The sequence below is a fragment of the Sporolactobacillus spathodeae genome, assembly GCF_016908935.1.
Classification (GTDB): domain Bacteria; phylum Bacillota; class Bacilli; order Bacillales; family Sporolactobacillaceae; genus Sporolactobacillus; species Sporolactobacillus spathodeae.
This window is the reverse complement of record NZ_JAFBEV010000030.1, coordinates 1-18,750: the sequence shown is the minus strand read 5'-3', so window position 1 is coordinate 18,750 and position 18,750 is coordinate 1. Positions and strand designations below refer to the sequence as shown.

The window sequence follows — 18,750 nt, the reverse complement described above, 5'->3', positions numbered from 1 at the left end:
GCGGGAAAAATATGCAGCGCGGGGATTCGCCGATCTAGGGTTTGTGAGACGGCTTGCCTCCTATCCGCGGCAAGCGAGCGAGCGGAGCGTATTGACGCAAAACAAGGAGCGGAACATCGACAGAGTAGGCGGTAACATCGACAGAGTAAGGCGAAACATCGACAGAGTAGGCATGAACATCGACAGAGTAGGCGGTAACATCGACAGAGTAGGCATGACCATCGACAGAGTAGGCGTGACCATCGACAGAGTAAGGCGAAACATCGACAGAGTAGGCGTGACCATCGACAGAGTAGGCGGTAACATCGACAGAGTAGGCGGTAACATCGACAGAGTAGGCGGAAACATCGACAGAGTAGGCGGAAACATCGACAGAGTAGGCGGTAACATCGACAGAGTAGACGGTAACATCGACAGAGTAGGCGGAAACATCGACAGAGTAGGCGGAAACATCGACAGAGTAAGGCGAAACATCGACAGAGTAGGCGGAAACATCGACAGAGTAGGCGGAAACATCGACAGAGTAGGCGGTAACATCGACAGAGTAGGCATGAACATCGACAGAGTAGGCGGAAACATCGACAGAGTAGGCGTGACCATCGACAGAGTAAGGCGAAACATCGACAGAGTAGGCGTGACCATCGACAGAGTAGGGCTTGATATCAGCAGAGCAGAGGTAAATTTTTTTCGGAAAATGCAACACAGACGAACATACGCCTATGGCAAGCGAGCGGCCGGGATAAATTAATGCAAATAAGAACTAGGTTTAACGAAACTTTTCCTGTTTTTTCTCACGTGGGTTGAAATCCGTAACTGTAGATCCCGTTCAAATAATGTGAGTCGCCAGTATTTGTATGATTTTTGTCACACAAATTCAAATAAAATACGATAAAACATGTATAATGAAGATAATGAATTTCATTGACTGATAAAGGTGTGATCAGCATGGAAAATGTAACGGATTTGAAACAGCAGCAGGAAAAGCGTAAACAGATCATGAATACCAATATGTTTTCAATGCAGAATATGGACGCTTTGAAAGCTGTCATGAATATAGTCACTTTCAAAAAGGGTGCCAGTGTGTACTGGGAAGGCGACAAAGCGGACAAACTGTATTACTTAATAAAAGGCCGCGTCAAATTGTATAAATCTGCCTATGATGGCAAGGATCTCGTGTTGCACTATTTCACGCCGAACGATTTGTTCGGTGAATTGGAATGCTTCGGATTCGAAGAATATACTTTTACAGCCGAGACATTGTCTGATTGTACCATCGGTGTGATAAGTGACAAAGATGTCGATGCGCTGCTCATGGCCAATCCGAGTATGGCGCTTGATTTTATGCGCTGGACGGGTTTGATGATACGTTACACACAGGTTAAGATGCGCGATTTGATTTTTTACGGTAAAAATGGCGCGCTGGCATCAACGCTGCTACGGATGGCTCATGGTTATGGAAAAAAGGAAGAAGATGGAATTCACTATTCGATTGATTTGACCAACTCCGATCTTGCACAATTGATCGGCTCGACACGTGAAACAGTCAACCGAATGTTGCAGGCCTGGAAAGCAGACGGTGCGATCGGCTACTATCACGGCGCGATTGTGATTAAGAATATCGACTATATTAAGGCTATCTGTCATTGTGAAGACCGCTGCCCATTGAATGTCTGCAGATTGTAAAAGGAAAAGAGCGTTTCCCAAGTGGTGGGAAACGCTCTTTTTACGAGAGCTTGCTTCGATTCATTTTTGAATTTCAATTTCCATATTCTCTTGCTTGACCGCGCGGTAGGCGCTGTCAAGATTGCGAATGCGCCGGATTAATTCAAAGTTCTTGTTAATGCGATCCTGAATCACTGCTGAAACAACCGTATGGTAATAACTGTTCATCGACTGTGTCGGCGTCATTTGTGACGCGTTTTTTTTAATCTGCAGGCGCAGTGCCTGTTTGAAATAATCAATGCTGAAAAGATTGGAATCCAAATACAATCACTCCTTGCTTCTCTTTATCGGTCTATTTTATTCGTTGCTTGCTCGAATCAGTCCTGTTTCATTCTCTGTTTTTTATCGTACAATGGACCAGTCGCTGTCGCCGCCGTGTACTTGGACAAACATCTCAGCAATCTTCTGAAGCATGTGGGCGGCATCGTCTTCACTCATTGAAGGACGCAGGTAAACGATTTGCAACGCATTCTTCGCGTCGGTTGTGATGCAACTTCTTTTTGAATCAACGATCGGACTCCCGAATGCACCGATCTGGTCGATAGTAGTGAGTTTATCTTCCATGTTCACGATCCGTCCGTTCAAGGCGTTATAGCTGTCCTCTACGCTGCCAATTGTCACAATTACGGGCGGTTTTAACGTATCCAGATCATAGATACCCATCGGAATGCTATGCTGTACGCTGAAAAAATTATTTAGATCGACAGCGGAATTGACCGAGTGCGGGGCACCGTCACGAGCAATTTTGCGTAACAGCGCTTCTTGTGAGGGACGGTAGCGCGATGGGTCGCTTCCTGCTTTTTTGAAAAGCGCGCGCCATTCATGAACACCGGGAATTGAAGCAATCGGTTGCGTTTCCAAGGAGAGCTGAATGTTCTGATAGTATAATGGCAGTTTCTCCGCGATGATCGCCGGCAATTGCGTAACAGTCAGCTGATGATAAACGATGACGCCAACGCGAAAATCCGGTATGGAATCGTGTAGCTTTGAGGAAATTGAAACAGTGACCATGATTCGTCCCTCCAATAGACATCTATTTTCAGTGTATCATAATTCGCTTAGCACCTAAAAAGAAAACGAAGTGGCAAGAACGTGTGTGACTCTGTTTTATTTCTTTTTTCTATTCTTTAGCTGAAAAATCCTTTAAAATGAAGAATAAATTTCATGAGAGGAGTGAGAAATTTGCAAAGTGAAGGCGTACATATTCATGAATCCACTACGAAAATAGGGCCAATCAGTTTGGCTATGTTTCAAAACCGGCTGTGCTGGATTGATTTTGGAAGTTGGACCGAAACGCGAACTATTTTTGAAAAGTGGACGGGTAAAGCGGGTCTGCCGGATTCGTGGCTGCGAGATGATGCAGCATTCACAGCGATTGACCAACAAATCGACGATTATCTTGCTGGCAAGCGTCATTCATTTGACTGCCCTATTCTTTTAATCGGCACGGAATTTCAGAAAAAGGTCTGGAGAGCGCTCGAAACGATTCCCTACGGTGAAACGCGGACCTATTCGGACATAGCTGCGCAAATCGGTAAGCCTGGCGCTTCTCGGGCCGTCGGAGGAGCGAATAACAAAAATCCATTGCCGTTAATTATTCCCTGCCATCGCGTGATTGGCAAAGATGGCACACTGACCGGATACGGCGGTGGGCTGGAAATCAAGCAAGCGCTGCTTGAAATCGAGACGCAGGACCTCACCCTTTGCTAAAAATAAGGACTGCGTGGAAAAAGTTGGATCAATCGGGCGAAAGTTAGACCGAACCGAGCGAAAGTTAGACCAAACACTGTACAAATTTATCTGGATACTTGGCATAGTAAAGGGCTAGACGCGTGATATGGCAAATCAAATTTTGCAAAATCGATAACTTTTTAATTGACTGGAATTATAGTTTTCCGCTGGTAAATAAATTACGCTGAGCAATTTGTTTTCAATTGCCGTGAGGCTCGTCGATTGTTCGGGTCATGAGCGCTTGTATGTCCGCATAAATTAGCATAACATGACCGGAAACGGGGGATTCAGGTGCAGTGGCGAAAAGCATTTGAGGAACACCTGCGGACAATGGGCGATTGGTGGGTTAAAGACAGCGGCAGACAGAATGTTGATTTAGCGATTGCTGAGCAAGGGACAATGCAGCGCAAGAAGGAAGAATTGCGCACGCGTGACGCGCAAATACAGAAAGTGGTTGTTCAGGCGACTGTTGATCGAATTGAAGAGAAAAGGGAAGATACGGTCGTTGACTATCATCTGCTGTGTCAATGGTTCATCAGTCAGGATGAGCAGTTCTACCTTGAGGAGCGTTTAGAAGAAAGACAGGCAGTTGTTCGGAAGAATCGGGTGGCATCTGACCATTTGCAGATGCTCCTTGATACGCCTGTGTTGCAGCCACTTCAGAAAGTGAATGGTTCTGAGGAGAGCAGCCGCCAAGGAAAGGGCAGAATTTACAATCGGCTGCAGGCTGTCCGGTATGCGGAGCTTTGGTGGAATCGGCGCAATCCGGCTTTTCCTGTCGTCGAGAATGATTGCACGAATTATATTTCACAATGCCTGCAAGCGGGCGGCATCACGATGTTCGGCGCGCCGATCCGGGGCCGTGGTTGGTGGCATCAGCAAACCAATTGGAGCTTCAGCTGGGCGGTTGCCAATAGTCTGCGATGGTATCTAAGTCGAAGCGGCAATATCATCGGGGCTGTAGAACGAGATCGTGCCGACAAACTCGTACCGGGCGATCTGATCTGCTATGATTTTGAAGGAGACGGCAATTGGAATCACAATACGATTGTGACAGCGCTCGATCCGAAGGGGCAGCCACTCGTCAATGCCCATACGTATGATTGCCGAAGCCGGATATGGCCTTATGCAGATTCGCCGGCGTGGACAAAGAAGATTCAATATAAATTCTTTCATATTGAAGATCAAGTTTGACGGCATGACGCCGTATGATTGAAGGGACTCAGCGATTCGTGAAGTCACGGTTTCCTATTTTGGAAAATGTTGCGGATGAGAAAAAGTTAGCTCTGCCGTGTGTTATAATAGTATAAGTTTTTTAACAACTGAGAGCCGGAAATGGCTCTTTTTTCACGGGGAAAATCCCAAACCGGCCGATGGGCCAAACGGATTTTTAATGATTCAAGAAATATGAGGTGTGACAAGCGATTATGGGAATACATGTTGTGCTTTACCAACCATTGATTCCGCCAAATACAGGCAATATTGCAAGGACGTGTGCGGGCACGCACAGTTCGCTGCATCTGATTCGGCCGCTCGGCTTTTCAACGGATGACCGCCAATTGAAGCGGGCGGGACTGGATTATTGGCCTTCAGTCGATATTCATTATTATGATAATCTTGATGATTTCTTCGCCAAGAATAGCGGTGGGGAAATCTATCTTGTCGAGACGGACGGCAGTCGTCCCTATAACGCGTATGATTACAGCGATCCGGCGAAAGATTATTATTTCTTTTTCGGTCGCGAGACGACGGGTCTGCCAAAGGATTTTATTGAGGCATATAGCGACCGCTGCGTTCGCCTACCGATGACGGACAAAATCCGTTCGCTCAATTTGTCTAACTCTGCGGCAATCATTGTCTATGAAGCGTTACGGCAGCAGAATTTTCCAGCGTTGAGCTAAGATCAAAGCTACCACGCGGCTTCATGCCCGCCTGATTAAAAAAGATTTTTTCAAGCGCAAAAAGTCTACTGCTAGCCTATTTTTATTGGAAACAATCAAGCGCCTCCCGAGTTTGTATGAAAGATTAACCAGTGTCCGCATACACTTAAGTACATGGGTAATCTTTTTCGGGGGGGATACGATGAACTTTCTTAATAAGCTGAAACAATTTCGCGACTATGAGAATCAATTGAAGTGGGAAGGCACTTTTGCAGACTATCTGGAATTAGTGAAGAAAAATCCTCAGATTGCTCAATCTGCACATTCCAGAGTCTATCAGATGATCGTTTCTGCGGGCGTGAGTGAGAAAGATGGACATAAACACTACCATTTCTTTGATGGGCAAATCTATGGTCTGGATGAAGCGATTGAACGCCTTGTCGAGGAATATTTTCATCCGGCGGCGAAACGGCTTGATGTCAAGAAACGTATTCTGCTGTTGATGGGGCCAGTCAGCGGTGGCAAATCGACGATTGTGACGATGCTCAAACGCGGTCTTGAGAAATACTCGTGGACAGATGATGGTGCGATCTATGCCATAAAAGACTGCCCGATGCATGAAGATCCACTTCACCTGATTCCGGCGCATCTGCGCGATGATTTCTTTGAAGAGACGGGCATTCGGATTGAGGGAAATCTCTCGCCGCTCAATACGATGCGTTTGGAGAAGGACTATGATGGGAAAATTGAAAATGTGCCGGTTGAGCGTATTTTCTTGTCTGAAGATAAACGTGTCGGTATCGGCACATTCAGTCCGTCTGACCCGAAGTCCCAGGATATTGCTGACCTGACAGGAAGTATTGATTTTTCAACAATTGCTGAATTCGGTTCCGAGTCGGATCCGCGCGCCTACCGTTTTGACGGCGAGTTAAACAAGGCAAACCGCGGGCTGATGGAATTTCAAGAAATGTTGAAATGTGATGAAAAGTTCCTCTGGCATCTCCTGTCATTGACCCAAGAAGGAAATTTCAAGGCCGGTCGCTTTGCGCTGATTTCGGCCGATGAATTGATTGTTGCGCACACCAATGAAACCGAATATCGCACATTTATTAGCAATAAAAAGAATGAAGCGCTACATTCGCGTATGATCGTTATGCCGGTCCCTTATAATCTGAAAGTCGGTGAAGAAGAGAAAATCTACCAAAAACTGATCAGCGAAAGTGACGTGGCCGATGTACATGTGGCGCCGCATGCTTTGCGGACAGCGGCTATTTTTTCCATCCTGACGCGTTTGAAAGAATCCAAAGGACGCGGCATCGATTTAGTGAAGAAGATGCGGCTCTATGACGGTGAAATGGTAGAAGGCTACAATGCGGCGGATATTAAGGAACTGCAGCATGAATTCTCTGATGAAGGCATGAGCGGGATTGATCCACGTTATGTCATCAATCGGATTTCTTCAGCGATTATCCGTAAAGGCGTGCCGTCAATCAACGCGCTTGATATTCTACGTTCGATTAAAGAAGGACTTGACCAGCATCCATCGATTACTGATGAAGATCGCGAACGTTACACCGAATTCATTGCCACTGCCCGGCGCGAGTATGATGAGCTTGCAAAACGCGAAGTTCAGAAAGCATTCGTTTATTCTTTTGAAGAATCCGCGAAAACGCTGATGGATAATTATCTAGACAATGTTGAAGCCTATTGCAATCGCAATAAAATCTTTGATCCGATTACCGGCGACGAGATTGATCCAGATGAGAAATTGATGCGATCAATTGAAGAGCAAATTGGCATTTCTGAAAACGCCAAGAAAGCGTTCCGTGAAGAAATTCTGATTCGTATCTCTGCCTATGCGCGAAAGGGCAGACGGTTCAACTATAAGTCTCATGAACGGCTGCAGGAAGCGATTCAGAAAAAGCTGTTCGCCGATCTGAAAGATGTCGTGAAAATTACAACCTCGAGCAAGACGCCAGATGAGACGCAATTGAAAAGGATCAATGAAGTCATTGCCCGACTTGTTGACGAGTACGGATACAACACGACGTCGGCAAACGAATTATTAAGATATGTAGGCAGTCTGCTTAACCGTTAAGTTCAGAGAGGAGATACGTGTTGGTTTTTTCCTTGTTCCTCCTGAATACGGTGTGCAGCCGCTTCAGGCAGGAGGAAGCCAATGAATAAAGCTATGAAAGAAACATGGGGCTGGATTAAGGCGATTGCGGTCGCTGTGATTGTCGCCCTGCTCATTCGCCATTTCGTGTTCAGCAACTATATCGTCCGCGGCGAATCGATGCAATCGACGCTTCAGGACGGGAATCGTTTGATTGTCAACCAATTTGTCTATCGTCTCAGCAAGCCGCATCGTTTTGACGTCATCGTTTTCCATGCGACACCGACCGATGATTATGTGAAACGAATTATCGGTTTGCCAGGCGATACGATTCGGTATCATAATGATCAGTTATACGTTAATGGCAAGAAAGTCGCTGAACCTTATTTGAAACAGAATAAGGCGGCATTGCCGGCAGGTGTCGATTTAACCCAGAATTTCAGTCTTAAAAGCATGGAGGGAACCTACCGTGTGCCTAAGGGGAAATTGTGGGTCATGGGGGATAACCGTCGCAACAGTGAGGATAGCCGCTATTTCGGTTTCGTCGATGAGCGTAAAGTGGTTGGCAAAGTCCAGTTACGCTATTGGCCGTTCGATGAATTCGGCACAATCCCGTTGTTGTTTCTGAACCGCTGAGTGAGAAGCGCTGCCGGTATTTCCGGATGAAGCGCTTTTTTGTACGTTAAGCATGTATCAGAAAAACGAAAACCCAGCCGACGTCCCAAAGACTTGGTAAGTTTATTTTTTCTAGTACGTTGCGAATTTTGCTCGGTTTTTCTAATATAAAGAAGACACGGATTCGAACAACCGGTTTTATGCTCAGATCAGATTATATGTGGAAAATGGTGCTGAAAATTTTGTACAGGGAGTCGCTGCTATGCGCAAACGAGAGATCAAGAATGAGGGATTTGCCTGGTTTCGGGCCATCGGCATTGCTATTCTCGTTGTGATTCTTGTACGAATTTTTATTATTGGCAACTATATTGTGGATGGTCCTTCGATGCAGCCGTCACTGAATAACGGCGATCGCCTACTTGTGAATAAAATGAGTTATCGCTTGGGACAGCCGCACCATTTTGATGTGATTATCTTTCGGGCGACAAAAAATGTCGATTATGTCAAACGGGTGATTGGGCTGCCAGGGGACTCCATTCGTTATACGGGCGACCAACTCTATATTAATGACCGACCAATAGCTGAGCCTTATCTCGCCGCCTATAGACGACAAATGCTTGGGGGCCAGCAGCTGACCTGGGACTACACGTTGAAAAGCCTCACGGGTGTATCAAAGGTGCCGAAAGGTGAACTTTGGGTCATGGGTGACAATCGGCAGAAAAGTGTTGACAGTCGCCGTTTTTCATTCGTCAGCGAAAAACGGGTGATTGGTCGAGTGGAACTGCGCTATTGGCCGCTGAAACAATTCGGTCGAATCACGAATTGATGGAAACGAAAGAATTTAGCAAATCATAAAAGGATGTCTCAATATCGTGATTGAGGCATCCTTTTCTTGCGCCTTGCAAGTCTCAATTTATTTGAGGAGACGCGCGGCGCCCGCGGCAAGCGAGCATCCGGAGCGCAATTTTTGCAAAAAAAAGGACTTGGCGAAGCCAAGTTTTTCTGCAGATAACCTATTCAGATTACCTCGGTTTCCTCTTTTTTTTGAAAGAAATATTTCATCGCATGGTAAACATCGCTTTTTTGCTTGAGGATAAAGGAATGAAAGGCATCATTCTTAATTACGCGATAAGCACCCATCAATGTACTGCTGCGGTGATAGGGATTGATTTCACCGTAGCCGAAGAAATCCGTAATTTCCATGATTTCATTGACGAGACGACTACATTTGGGGTTATCCGAGGATAGATTATCACCGTCCGAAAAATGAAAGGGATAAATATTGTATTTTGACGGTGGGTATTTGGCGTCAATCAGTTCGAGCGCTTTGATATAGGCTGAGGAACAAATGGTTCCGCCACTTTCTCCCTTTGAAAAGAAGTCTTCCTCACTGACGACCGTTGCTTCCGTATGATGCGCAATAAACTGAATGCTTACTTTTTCATATTTGGTACGCAGGAAGCGAGTCATCCAGAAAAAGAAACTACGGGCAATATATTTCTCCCAAACGCCCATTGATCCGCTAGTGTCCATCATTGCGAGTATGACCGCGCGACTTTCTGGCTTGATGATTGTTTCCCATGTTTTAAAACGCAGATCCTCCTCGCGAATTGGATAGATCTGCGTTTTTCCATCGCGAGCGTTTCGCTTGATAGCGGACAGGATCGTACGGCGCTTATCAATATTGCCCATCAGCCCTTTGCGGCGGATGTCGCGATAATCAATACTATTGACCGTAATATCAGGCTCTTGTTTGCGCTTGAGGTGGGGAAGTTCCAACTCTTTGAAAAAAAGATTTTCTATCTCCATAATGGATACGTCCGCTTCGTAATAGTCGATGCCCGGTTTATCGCCTGCCCCTTGGCCTTTGCCCGTACCTTGCCCGCTCTGTTTGCCAGGCGATTTGGCAATTACATCACCGACTTTGCTGTTGCCGTCGCCCTGCCCGACGTGTTTTGTTTTCTCAAAATTGTAGCGCAGTTTATATTCGTCCAGGGAACGAATCGGGATTCGCGTCGTTTTTTGACCGTCCGACAAGATAATGCTTTCGCTGCTGATTAGGTCGGGAAGATTATTTTTTATGGCTTCTTTGACCTTATCTGCATGGCGGCGTTGATCTTGTTCACCTTTATGGTGCAAATCCCATTGTTCTTCAGAGATTAAAAAGTTTTTCATGTTAATCCCTCCTGCCTTTTTTGGTAAACTTGTGAATGTCAGTCGTTGTTTTGTTGCTTTTCATTTTGATAGCGTTACTGCGCGCCTTTGCTGATTTTGATTAAACATGAGATTGAAATAAAGCTCGTGCTTCATAGTTGATACAGTGATCAGGCCCTTTCGATTGAATGAGAAGTTTATTAATTTAGTTTATGCGCGTGCGCGCTATTTTTTCACGGTTTTGCAAAACTCAGATGCAAAAGAGTTGCTGAAATAGGGGGTTATGAAATAAAATTTTATTAATATTAGTCTATATTGTGATAATTATTTCAACAGTAAATTTACATGATAGAATATATTTTAAGAATAGGCAGAAGGGTTTGTTATATGATGATAAAAGCCATTATCTTCGATTTCGATGGAGTGATTCTGGATAGCGAACGCATCATGTATCTTGTCATGCAGAAGATGTTTAATAAATATCGCGTGGAGTTGCCGCTGAGTGTTTGGAGCCAGGCGATTGGTACGCAACATGGTTTTGATTCAATCGGTTATTTGGCGAAAGAGAGCGGGGCAACCATTAATCGCAATGAATTTAAAGAAGAAAGAGATCAATTATTTAATAAACTTGTCGATCAGGAAGAAGTGCTACCTGGCGTCAAATCGGTGATCAAACAGGCGGTTGAACGGGATTTGAAGATTGGGCTGGCGACCAGTTCAAGAGGGGAATGGCCGCGTAAGCATTTGAAACGTCTGGGACTTACCGATTATTTTCTCAGTATCAAATCATGGGATGATGTGCAAAAAGTCAAGCCAGCACCTGATCTCTATCTGAAGACGCTAGAAAGCCTCGATATTGAACCGCGGGAAGCGATCGCCATCGAAGATTCATTTAATGGATCGCTCGCGGCCAAGCGCGCCGGAATGTTTTGCATTGTTGTGCCGAATGCTGTGACAAAACAAATGCCATTCGGCCATGTTGATGGTTGCTTCAAATCGTTGAAAGACGTCAATCTTGATAAACTAATCAATTATTTCACACCGGAAGAAAAAAAGTTCGGCGTTGGTGTATAAGTGCACGGCCTCGCTTTGAGCATTTTCCTGAATGCTTGGAACGAATCTGACACGATTTCGAGCGCTTTCCTCAGGGGTGAAAGAAATAGTGCAAAAAACCGCTGAATGACAGCGTTTTTTTGTATTTTGTTATATAATAGGTTGTGTTATTTATTGAGAAACGTAAGCAAGTTGACAAACGAGGTGGACAAAATGGCTTGGAAAGATGTGTACAAGAAGTGGATTTCAGATGTGCATCTCGATCAGCAACTGAGGGATCAGCTGGAACAGATGGCGTCTGATCCGGCCAAATTGGAAGATTGTTTTTATAAGAATCTTGAATTCGGAACAGGGGGCATGCGCGGAGAAATCGGGCCAGGAACCAACCGCCTGAATATTTATACGATCCGCAAAGCTTCAGAAGGACTGGCACGTTATATTGTAAACGCAGGCAGTGATGCTGTGCAGCGCGGGGTAGTCATTGCCCACGATCCGCGCCATTTTTCCGCGGCGTTTACCCTTGAAGCGGCGAAAACACTTGGCGCGCATGGAATTAAAACGTATATTTTTGATTCCCTCAGGCCGACGCCTGTCCTCTCTTTCGCCGTCCGTTATCTTCACGCATTTTCGGGCATTGTCATTACGGCCAGCCACAATCCGCCGCAATACAACGGCTATAAGGTTTACAATGATTTGGGCGGACAATTGCCGCCAAAAGAAGCTGACGAAGTGATTCAATTCGTGGCTTCTGTTGAAGATGAATTGACTGTCAGCGTCGGTGATGAAGCACAATTGAAAGCAGATGGACTACTTGAAGTGGTCGGTGAAACTGTTGACAAGGCTTATCAGGAAAGCCTGAAGAAATTGTCTCTGAATCCAGCGATCATTGAAAAAGTTGGTTCTGATCTGAAAATTGTTTTCACACCGCTACATGGCTCAAGTTATCATCCGGTCGTTAACGGCTTGAAAAACTGGGGCTTTAAGAATGTCACGGTTGTGAGCGAACAAAAGGATCCGGATCCTGAATTTTCAACTGTAAAGTCGCCGAACCCAGAAGAACACGCGGCTTTCAAAATTGCGATCGAATACGGCAAACGTCTCGATGCCGATATTCTGCTCGGTACTGATCCGGACTCTGACCGGCTTGGCGTAGCAGTTAAGAATGATGCCGGCGATTATGTCGTTCTGACTGGCAATCAAACCGGTGCAGTTTTACTTGACTATCTGCTGTCGCAGAAAAAAGCCCAAGGTACCCTTCCGGAAAACGGCATTGTTGTCAAAACCATTGTGACTTCAGAAATCGGGCGTACGATTGCTGCGGCATACGATATCCCGACGATTGATACGTTGACAGGTTTTAAATTTATCGGCGAAAAAATCCATGAATTTGAAGAGAGCGGCGCGCATACTTTCCTGTTCGGCTATGAAGAAAGCTACGGCTATCTGCTCGGTTCGTTCGTTCGTGATAAGGACGCCGTTCAGGCCGCCGTTTTTGCTGCTGAAGTTGCTGCGTATTATAAGGCAAAGGGACAGTCTTTCTACGACGGACTGCAGGCTGTCTTTAAGAAATATGGCTACTTTAAAGAGGGACTTGAATCGTTGACGCTGAAGGGCATTCAGGGCACCAAGCAGATTGAAGCGATCATGGACAATTTCAGAAATAATCCGCCTGCTGAAGTCAATGGTGTTGGCGTCGCTGTCGTTGAGGATTATGAACTTTCGCAGACAACGACGGTTAAATCGGGTACCGTTTCTGCTATCACCTTGCCGAAATCGAATGTTCTAAAGTATAAACTGGAAGACGGCTCGTGGTTCTGCCTGCGTCCGTCAGGCACGGAACCGAAAATCAAATTCTATTTCGGTGTCAAGGGATCCGATGAAAAAGATCGCGACGGGAAATTTGATGTTTTAAAGGCAGCGGTCATGAAACAAGTACACGGCCTCGTTGATTGAATGATTTTGTAATTGGGCTGATCCTTCAAGCGTTCGATTGACTCGAGCAAATATTGAATAAAGCACGGCATTCGCAAAAGCAAGAATAGCTTTTTCCAGCAATCTGTGGTTTACTGGAAAGGGCATGCGAATGCCTTTTTATTGCGTTAAGAACGATTGAAAGTCGAGAAAAACAAAGCGCGTTTCTTGAAAAAAGGACTTTTGTAAAACCAAATCGGCGCCCGCGGTAAGCGAGCAGCAAGCGTGCATTTATTGCAAAAAAGAACTTAGCTTGGTCATTTTCCTAAGAAGAATAGAATGGATAAGATTTTGTGAAAAAATGCAACGAAGGCGCGAGACGCCTGCGGGAGGAGCAGGACAAGGGAGACCCCGCAGATTCTAGCTTGTCTGAGGAGGCTCCCGTCCTGCCCGCGGCAAGCGAGCAGCCAGCGTGCATTTATTGCGAAAAAGAACTTAGCTTGGTCATTTTCCTAAGAAGAATAGAATGGATAAGATTTTGTAAAAAAATGCAACGAAGGCGCGAGACGCCTGCGGGAAGAGCAGGACAAGGGAGACCCCGCAGATTCTAGCTTGTCTGAGGAGGCTCCCGTCCTGCCCGCGGCAAGCGAGCAGCCAGCGTGCATTTGCTGTAAAACAGATTAGATTTTAGAGGAATGAAGTATAAGAAAAACTAAGACTCAGCCTTATCCAAGGGTATTGGCTTTGCTAAGTTTTTCTAATGAATAGCTAGGAGGATACAATGAGTACGTTTGAACAAGAAATTGATCGGCGGCGTACGTTTGCGATCATTTCGCATCCGGATGCCGGAAAAACAACGTTGACAGAAAAATTACTCGTGCTTGGTGGCGCAATCCGCACAGCCGGCGCAGTCAAATCGCGTAAGGCAGAGAAATTTGCCACATCGGACTGGATGGAACTCGAAAAGAAACGCGGTATTTCGGTCACGTCCAGTGTGATGCAATTCGAATATGACAATTATAAAATCAATATTTTGGACACACCGGGTCACCAAGACTTCAGTGAAGATACGTATCGAACATTGATGGCTGTCGACAGTGTTGTGATGATTATTGATGCGGCAAAGGGCGTCGAACCGCAAACAATCAAACTTTTTAAAGTCTGCCGCGACCGCGGTATTCCGATTTTCACATTTATCAATAAACTGGATCGGCAGGGCAAAGAACCGCTCGAGCTTTTTGAAGAGATTGAAAATGTGCTTGGTATTGAGTCGTACCCAATCAATTATCCGATCGGTATGGGACAATCGTTCCGCGGTGTTTATGATCGGAAAGACCACAGGATTGAATGGTATAATGAGAAACGCGAACGCCAGGTGCAGCAGCTCAGTGAGGTGGAGGATCTCACCGATATTCTGAAAGATAATGTCGATGCCTATACCTTGAGTCAACTTGAGGAAAATCTGATGCTACTTGATGAAGCAGGGAGCACGTTCGATCCTGAGGCAGTTAAAAACGGCAAACAGACACCGGTATTTTTCGGTAGCGCAGTTTCCAGCTTTGGTGTGCCTACTTTTCTCGAACATTATTTGAAAATGGCGCCGGCCCCGCAGCCGCGTGAATCGAGCAAGGGAGAAATTCAGCCGACCGATCAAGTCTTCTCGGGTTTTGTCTTTAAGATTCAGGCAAATATGAATCCGGCACATCGCGACCGGATTGCTTTCCTGAGAATCTGCTCGGGTCAATTTGAAAAAGGGATGACCGTTTATCTTGATCGGACGGGTAAACCATTGAAACTTGCTCAACCGCAGCAGTTTTTCGCGGACAGCCGGGAATTAATCGATGAAGCCTATCCAGGCGATATCGTCGGATTATATGACACAGGTTTCTATCAGATTGGCGATACCGTTTGCGATTCAAAGGATACATTTAATTTTGGCGCGCTGCCGCAATTCTCTCCAGAACATTTTGCCAAGGTGCGGGCAAAGAATGCAATGAAGCAGAAACACTTCCTAAAAGGGGTCAGCCAGTTAGCGCAGGAAGGCGCCATTCAGGTCTATAAAACGCCTTATGAAGAAACGATCTTAGGCGTTGTTGGCACGCTGCAATTCGATGTTTTTGTTTATCGAATGCAGGCGGAATATGGCGTCGATCTCGATATTGAACGGATGCCGCATCAAGTGGCGAAATGGATTGCCAAAACTGAAGACGCGGAAGCCATGCGCCGCAATTCGAGTAACCTCGTTGTGACCGATTACAAGGATCGTCCTGTCGTTATCTTCGAAAATGATTTTTCGCTACGCTGGTTCCAGCAGAAGCATCCAGAAGTCGAATTGCGTGATTCTAGCCACAATATGTAAGAATCTTGTATTTAATCTGCTCAGTGCTATTAAGTGAATGAATAATGTAAAGAAATAGAGGCATCGCTCGTCGAAACGAGCGATGCCTCTGATTTTTTAAGAGATAAGAAGTATAAAGATTTTTGCACAAAAATGCAGCGAGGTGCGCTGGCGCCTTGCGGGAAAAGCGAGCTAAGTGAGCCCCCGCAGATCCTAGCCTGTCTGAGGAGACGCGCGGCTCCCGCGGCAAGCGAGCAGCTGAAGCGCAATTTTTAAAAAAGGACTTTGCTAGGCCAAGTTTTTCTGATTACCAAGGAAACAAAATCATTAGTTGTTCGGAATCGTGTGGTGGAGTTCCGCACGTACATTCTGAGCGGCTACGACCATATGTTTCAGGGCGGGTATCGTTTCTTCTGGCTTCCGAGTTTTCAGTCCGCAATCGGGATTGATCCAGAAAATGTGCGGATCAAGCACCTGCAACGCGCGTTCCGCATAGGATTGCATTTCCTCGACGCTCGGAATACGTGGACTATGAATGTCATAAACGCCAAGTCCAATCCCTTTTTTATAGGCGAACTTTTCAAAAGTCGCGATGATTTCACCATGGCTGCGGGCGGCTTCAATCGATATCACATCCGTGTCCAATGCATCAATGGCATCGATGATTTCATCAAATTCAGAATAGCACATATGCGTATGGATCTGCGTGTCATTGCGCACGAACGATGTGGCCAAGCGAAACGCGTAAACGGAACGATGAAGATAGGCTGCTTTTTTCTCCTCTTTGAGTGGCAATCCCTCGCGCAGCGCTGGTTCATCGACTTGTATCATGCGGATACCCGCCTCTTCTAGAGCCTGTATTTCTTTTTTTAGAGCGAGTGCGATTTGATTGAATACATCGGCTTGACTGATATCGTTACGGACAAATGACCAATTGAAAATCGTCACTGGACCAGTCAGCATCCCCTTAACCGGTGATTGGGTCAGCGATTGAGCGAAGGCACTTTCGGCAACTGTAATCGCCGTCTGCCAAGCAACATCTCCATAGATCAGCGGCGGTTTCACGCAACGGGATCCATAGGACTGAACCCATCCGAAACGGGTAAAAGCAAAGCCGTCAAGCTTCTCGCCGAAATATTCGACCATGTCATTGCGCTCAAATTCGCCATGAACCAGAACATCAAGCCCAATCTCTTCCTGGATGCGAATCCATTTTTCCGTCTCTTCTTTAATAAAATCGTTATACTGCGCATCCGTCCACTCGCCTTTGCGCCATTTACGCCGTGCCTGGCGTACTTCCGCTGTCTGCGGAAAACTGCCGATCGTTGTCGTTGGCAAAAGCGGAAGATGGAAGACTTCTGACTGAATTTTTTGCCGCGCTGCGTAATCTTTTGGCCGTTTCGGCAGTTCTTTATCGAGATCTGCCAATTCAGCTTCAACCGCACGATTATTACGTTGCTCAGACTGTTGCAGATGCTGAATACTTTGCCGCGCTGCGTCTAAAGCAGGTTGAACAGATGCCCGTCCTTCGTTTAGCCCTTTTGTCAAGGTTACGATTTCGGATAATTTCTGATCGGCAAATGCGAGTGCGTCTTTCAGCAACGGATCAAGTGCTGTTTCATTTTCAATCGTCACGGGGACATGGAGCAGGCTACAGGAAGGGGTAATCCAAAGTTTTTCTGGACCGCCGGTAAAAGTTAGTAATTTTTCAGCCTGGCTCAGTGTGTCCGCCAAATTCGTTTTCCAGATATTGCGGCCATCGACAAGTCCGGCGGCAAGCACTTTATCTTTCGGAAAACCGAACTGTTCGAGGGCAGCCAGATTGCCTGCTGCACCGTCAATAAAATCAAGTCCAAAACCATCGACAGGCAGTTTGATCAAGTCAGCGTAACAGTCCACCGATTCAAAATAGGTCTGTAAAAGAATTTTTAATCCAGGCACCGCGGCTTTAATCTGCTGATAGACTTGTTTGAAAATATTTAAATCGTCATTGTTTGTCGTGCGAACAAGAATCGGTTCATCGACCTGAATCCATTCAGCACCGGCAGCCGCTAATTGGGTAAAGACCTCACTGTAGAGCGGGACAAGCGAGCGGAGCAACGCGTCAAAATGCGTCGCGTCATAGCCTTTTGATAGTTTTAGCAGGGTTATCGGTCCGACGATGACTGGCTTTGTCGTAATACCGAATGCTTCTTTGGCTTCATTAAAAAGATCAAGCAGACGATTGGTCGTCAATCGGGGTTTTGTCTGGTTGCTAATTTCAGGAACGATGTAATGGTAATTGGTATTGAACCATTTGGTCATCTCAGAGGCTTCCGCGTTCTGATTTCCACGGGCAATTGAAAAATAAGTGTCGAGCGTTACGGCGTCGTCATGTTGCTTAAAGCGTTCCGGGATCAACCCAAACAGAACGGCCGTATCGAGCACGTGGTCATAAAAGCTGAAATCACCGACTGGAATTAAATCGACCCCCCTATCTTTCTGCTTTTGTAAATAGGAGAGACGTAGTTGTTTTGTTGTTTCAAGAAATTCAGTTTCTGTCAATTTGTGGTTCCAGAAACCTTCCAGAGCTTTCTTCCATTCTCTTTTTTCACCAATTCTTGGGTAGCCGAGATTGGCACTCAATACTTTTGCCATTGACACATTCCTCCTGTCTTCTTCCATTGCTCCGTTTGCTGCCTGAAAAAAGGAGAGGGGATGAGAAAAGCCTCTCTGAAAAGACAGAGAGGCTTGAACGATCGTTCGCATCTCTTATCTCTCAAAAATCCGGACAGCCGGAAATTTGCTGGAATTAGCACCTTTTCAAATTGAAAGGTTGCCGGGCTTCATTGGGCCAGTCCCTCCGCCACTCGTAATAAGAGTCTAATCATTAAATTTTATAAAATTCTAACATGAATCAATGGGGCAGTCAAGGGTGCTCGCTATGACAGAGAAAAAAGCTTTATTCAAGGGATATGAATGTATAAGAATTTGAACAAAAACAGAGCGAAGGCACGAGACGCCTGCGGGAAAAGCGATCCAAGTGAGACCCGCAGATTCTAGCCTGTTTGAGGAGACGCGCGGCACCCGCGGCAAGCGAGCAACCGAAGCGCAATTTTTGCAAAAAAAAAAACATGGCGTAGCCAAGTTTATCTAAAAAGATAAGAATGTATCAGATTTTGCACAAAAAATGGAGCGAAGGCGCGAGACGCCTGCGGGGAAAGCGATCCAAGTGAGACCCCGCAGATTCT

Annotated in this window: 15 protein-coding genes and 1 riboswitch; of the genes, 11 read left to right on the top strand and 4 right to left on the bottom strand. The window is 45.9% G+C overall.

All coding sequences use genetic code 11. From position 1 onward, the window contains the following. Positions 1-91 precede the first annotated feature (91 nt). Positions 92-748, top strand: a complete 657-nt coding sequence (locus tag JOC27_RS12055; protein ID WP_205007543.1) for a methyl-accepting chemotaxis protein — start codon at positions 92-94, stop codon at positions 746-748. 197 nt (positions 749-945) lie between these two features. Further along, positions 946-1,683 carry a Crp/Fnr family transcriptional regulator gene (locus JOC27_RS12050; protein WP_205007542.1) on the top strand — a complete coding sequence of 246 codons (738 nt, stop codon included), beginning with the start codon at positions 946-948 and terminating at the stop codon, positions 1,681-1,683. 60 nt (positions 1,684-1,743) lie between these two features. Here JOC27_RS12050 and yvfG read toward each other — a convergent pair whose 3' ends face one another. Next, positions 1,744-1,983, bottom strand: coding sequence for a protein YvfG (yvfG, locus tag JOC27_RS12045; RefSeq protein ID WP_205007541.1), 240 nt, complete (start codon positions 1,981-1,983; stop codon positions 1,744-1,746). Positions 1,984-2,064: 81 nt separating this feature from the next. Further along, positions 2,065-2,733 (bottom strand): B3/B4 domain-containing protein, encoded by a 669-nt coding sequence (locus JOC27_RS12040; RefSeq protein WP_205007540.1) that lies wholly within the window; start codon positions 2,731-2,733, stop codon positions 2,065-2,067. A 171-nt stretch (positions 2,734-2,904) separates the two neighbouring features. Here JOC27_RS12040 and JOC27_RS12035 point away from each other — a divergent pair, with 171 nt between their 5' ends. From JOC27_RS12035 to lepB (JOC27_RS12010), 6 genes are all read left to right on the top strand, one after another. Continuing rightward, positions 2,905-3,432, top strand: a complete 528-nt coding sequence (locus tag JOC27_RS12035; protein ID WP_239530301.1) for a methylated-DNA--[protein]-cysteine S-methyltransferase — start codon at positions 2,905-2,907, stop codon at positions 3,430-3,432. Positions 3,433-3,744: 312 nt separating this feature from the next. Continuing rightward, a complete protein-coding gene (locus JOC27_RS12030; protein ID WP_338062812.1) occupies positions 3,745-4,647 on the top strand; it encodes an amidase domain-containing protein in 903 nt (300 codons plus the stop codon). A gap of 233 nt (positions 4,648-4,880) precedes the next feature. After that, entirely contained in the window at positions 4,881-5,354 is a 474-nt protein-coding gene (gene trmL / locus JOC27_RS12025; protein WP_205007539.1) for a tRNA (uridine(34)/cytosine(34)/5-carboxymethylaminomethyluridine(34)-2'-O)-methyltransferase TrmL, read from the top strand. Positions 5,355-5,535: 181 nt separating this feature from the next. Continuing rightward, a complete protein-coding gene (locus tag JOC27_RS12020) occupies positions 5,536-7,431 on the top strand; it encodes a PrkA family serine protein kinase (protein WP_205007538.1) in 1,896 nt (631 codons plus the stop codon). 81 nt (positions 7,432-7,512) lie between these two features. Then, a complete protein-coding gene (gene lepB / locus JOC27_RS12015; protein ID WP_205007537.1) occupies positions 7,513-8,085 on the top strand; it encodes a signal peptidase I in 573 nt (190 codons plus the stop codon). 241 nt (positions 8,086-8,326) lie between these two features. Continuing rightward, positions 8,327-8,890: a signal peptidase I gene (gene lepB, locus JOC27_RS12010; protein WP_205007536.1), complete on the top strand. Its 564-nt coding sequence runs from the start codon at positions 8,327-8,329 to the stop codon at positions 8,888-8,890. 191 nt (positions 8,891-9,081) lie between these two features. Here lepB (JOC27_RS12010) and yhbH read toward each other — a convergent pair whose 3' ends face one another. Then, positions 9,082-10,239, bottom strand: coding sequence for a sporulation protein YhbH (gene yhbH, locus JOC27_RS12005; protein ID WP_205007535.1), 1,158 nt, complete (start codon positions 10,237-10,239; stop codon positions 9,082-9,084). Between the two features lie 366 nt (positions 10,240-10,605). On the opposite strand from yhbH, the gene JOC27_RS12000 reads away from it, so the two are divergent. From JOC27_RS12000 to JOC27_RS11990, 3 genes are all read left to right on the top strand, one after another. Next, positions 10,606-11,292 carry an HAD family hydrolase gene (locus JOC27_RS12000; protein WP_239530300.1) on the top strand — a complete coding sequence of 229 codons (687 nt, stop codon included), beginning with the start codon at positions 10,606-10,608 and terminating at the stop codon, positions 11,290-11,292. A 192-nt stretch (positions 11,293-11,484) separates the two neighbouring features. Beyond that, entirely contained in the window at positions 11,485-13,224 is a 1,740-nt protein-coding gene (locus JOC27_RS11995; protein ID WP_205007534.1) for a phospho-sugar mutase, read from the top strand. A 739-nt stretch (positions 13,225-13,963) separates the two neighbouring features. After that, positions 13,964-15,541, top strand: a complete 1,578-nt coding sequence (locus JOC27_RS11990) for a peptide chain release factor 3 (RefSeq protein WP_205007533.1) — start codon at positions 13,964-13,966, stop codon at positions 15,539-15,541. A 306-nt stretch (positions 15,542-15,847) separates the two neighbouring features. Here the strand turns inward: JOC27_RS11990 and metE are convergent, their stop codons facing one another. Beyond that, positions 15,848-18,157 carry a 5-methyltetrahydropteroyltriglutamate--homocysteine S-methyltransferase gene (gene metE / locus JOC27_RS11985; RefSeq protein WP_205007532.1) on the bottom strand — a complete coding sequence of 770 codons (2,310 nt, stop codon included), beginning with the start codon at positions 18,155-18,157 and terminating at the stop codon, positions 15,848-15,850. 111 nt (positions 18,158-18,268) lie between these two features. Beyond that, positions 18,269-18,381, bottom strand: a riboswitch (SAM riboswitch). Positions 18,382-18,750 lie beyond the last annotated feature (369 nt).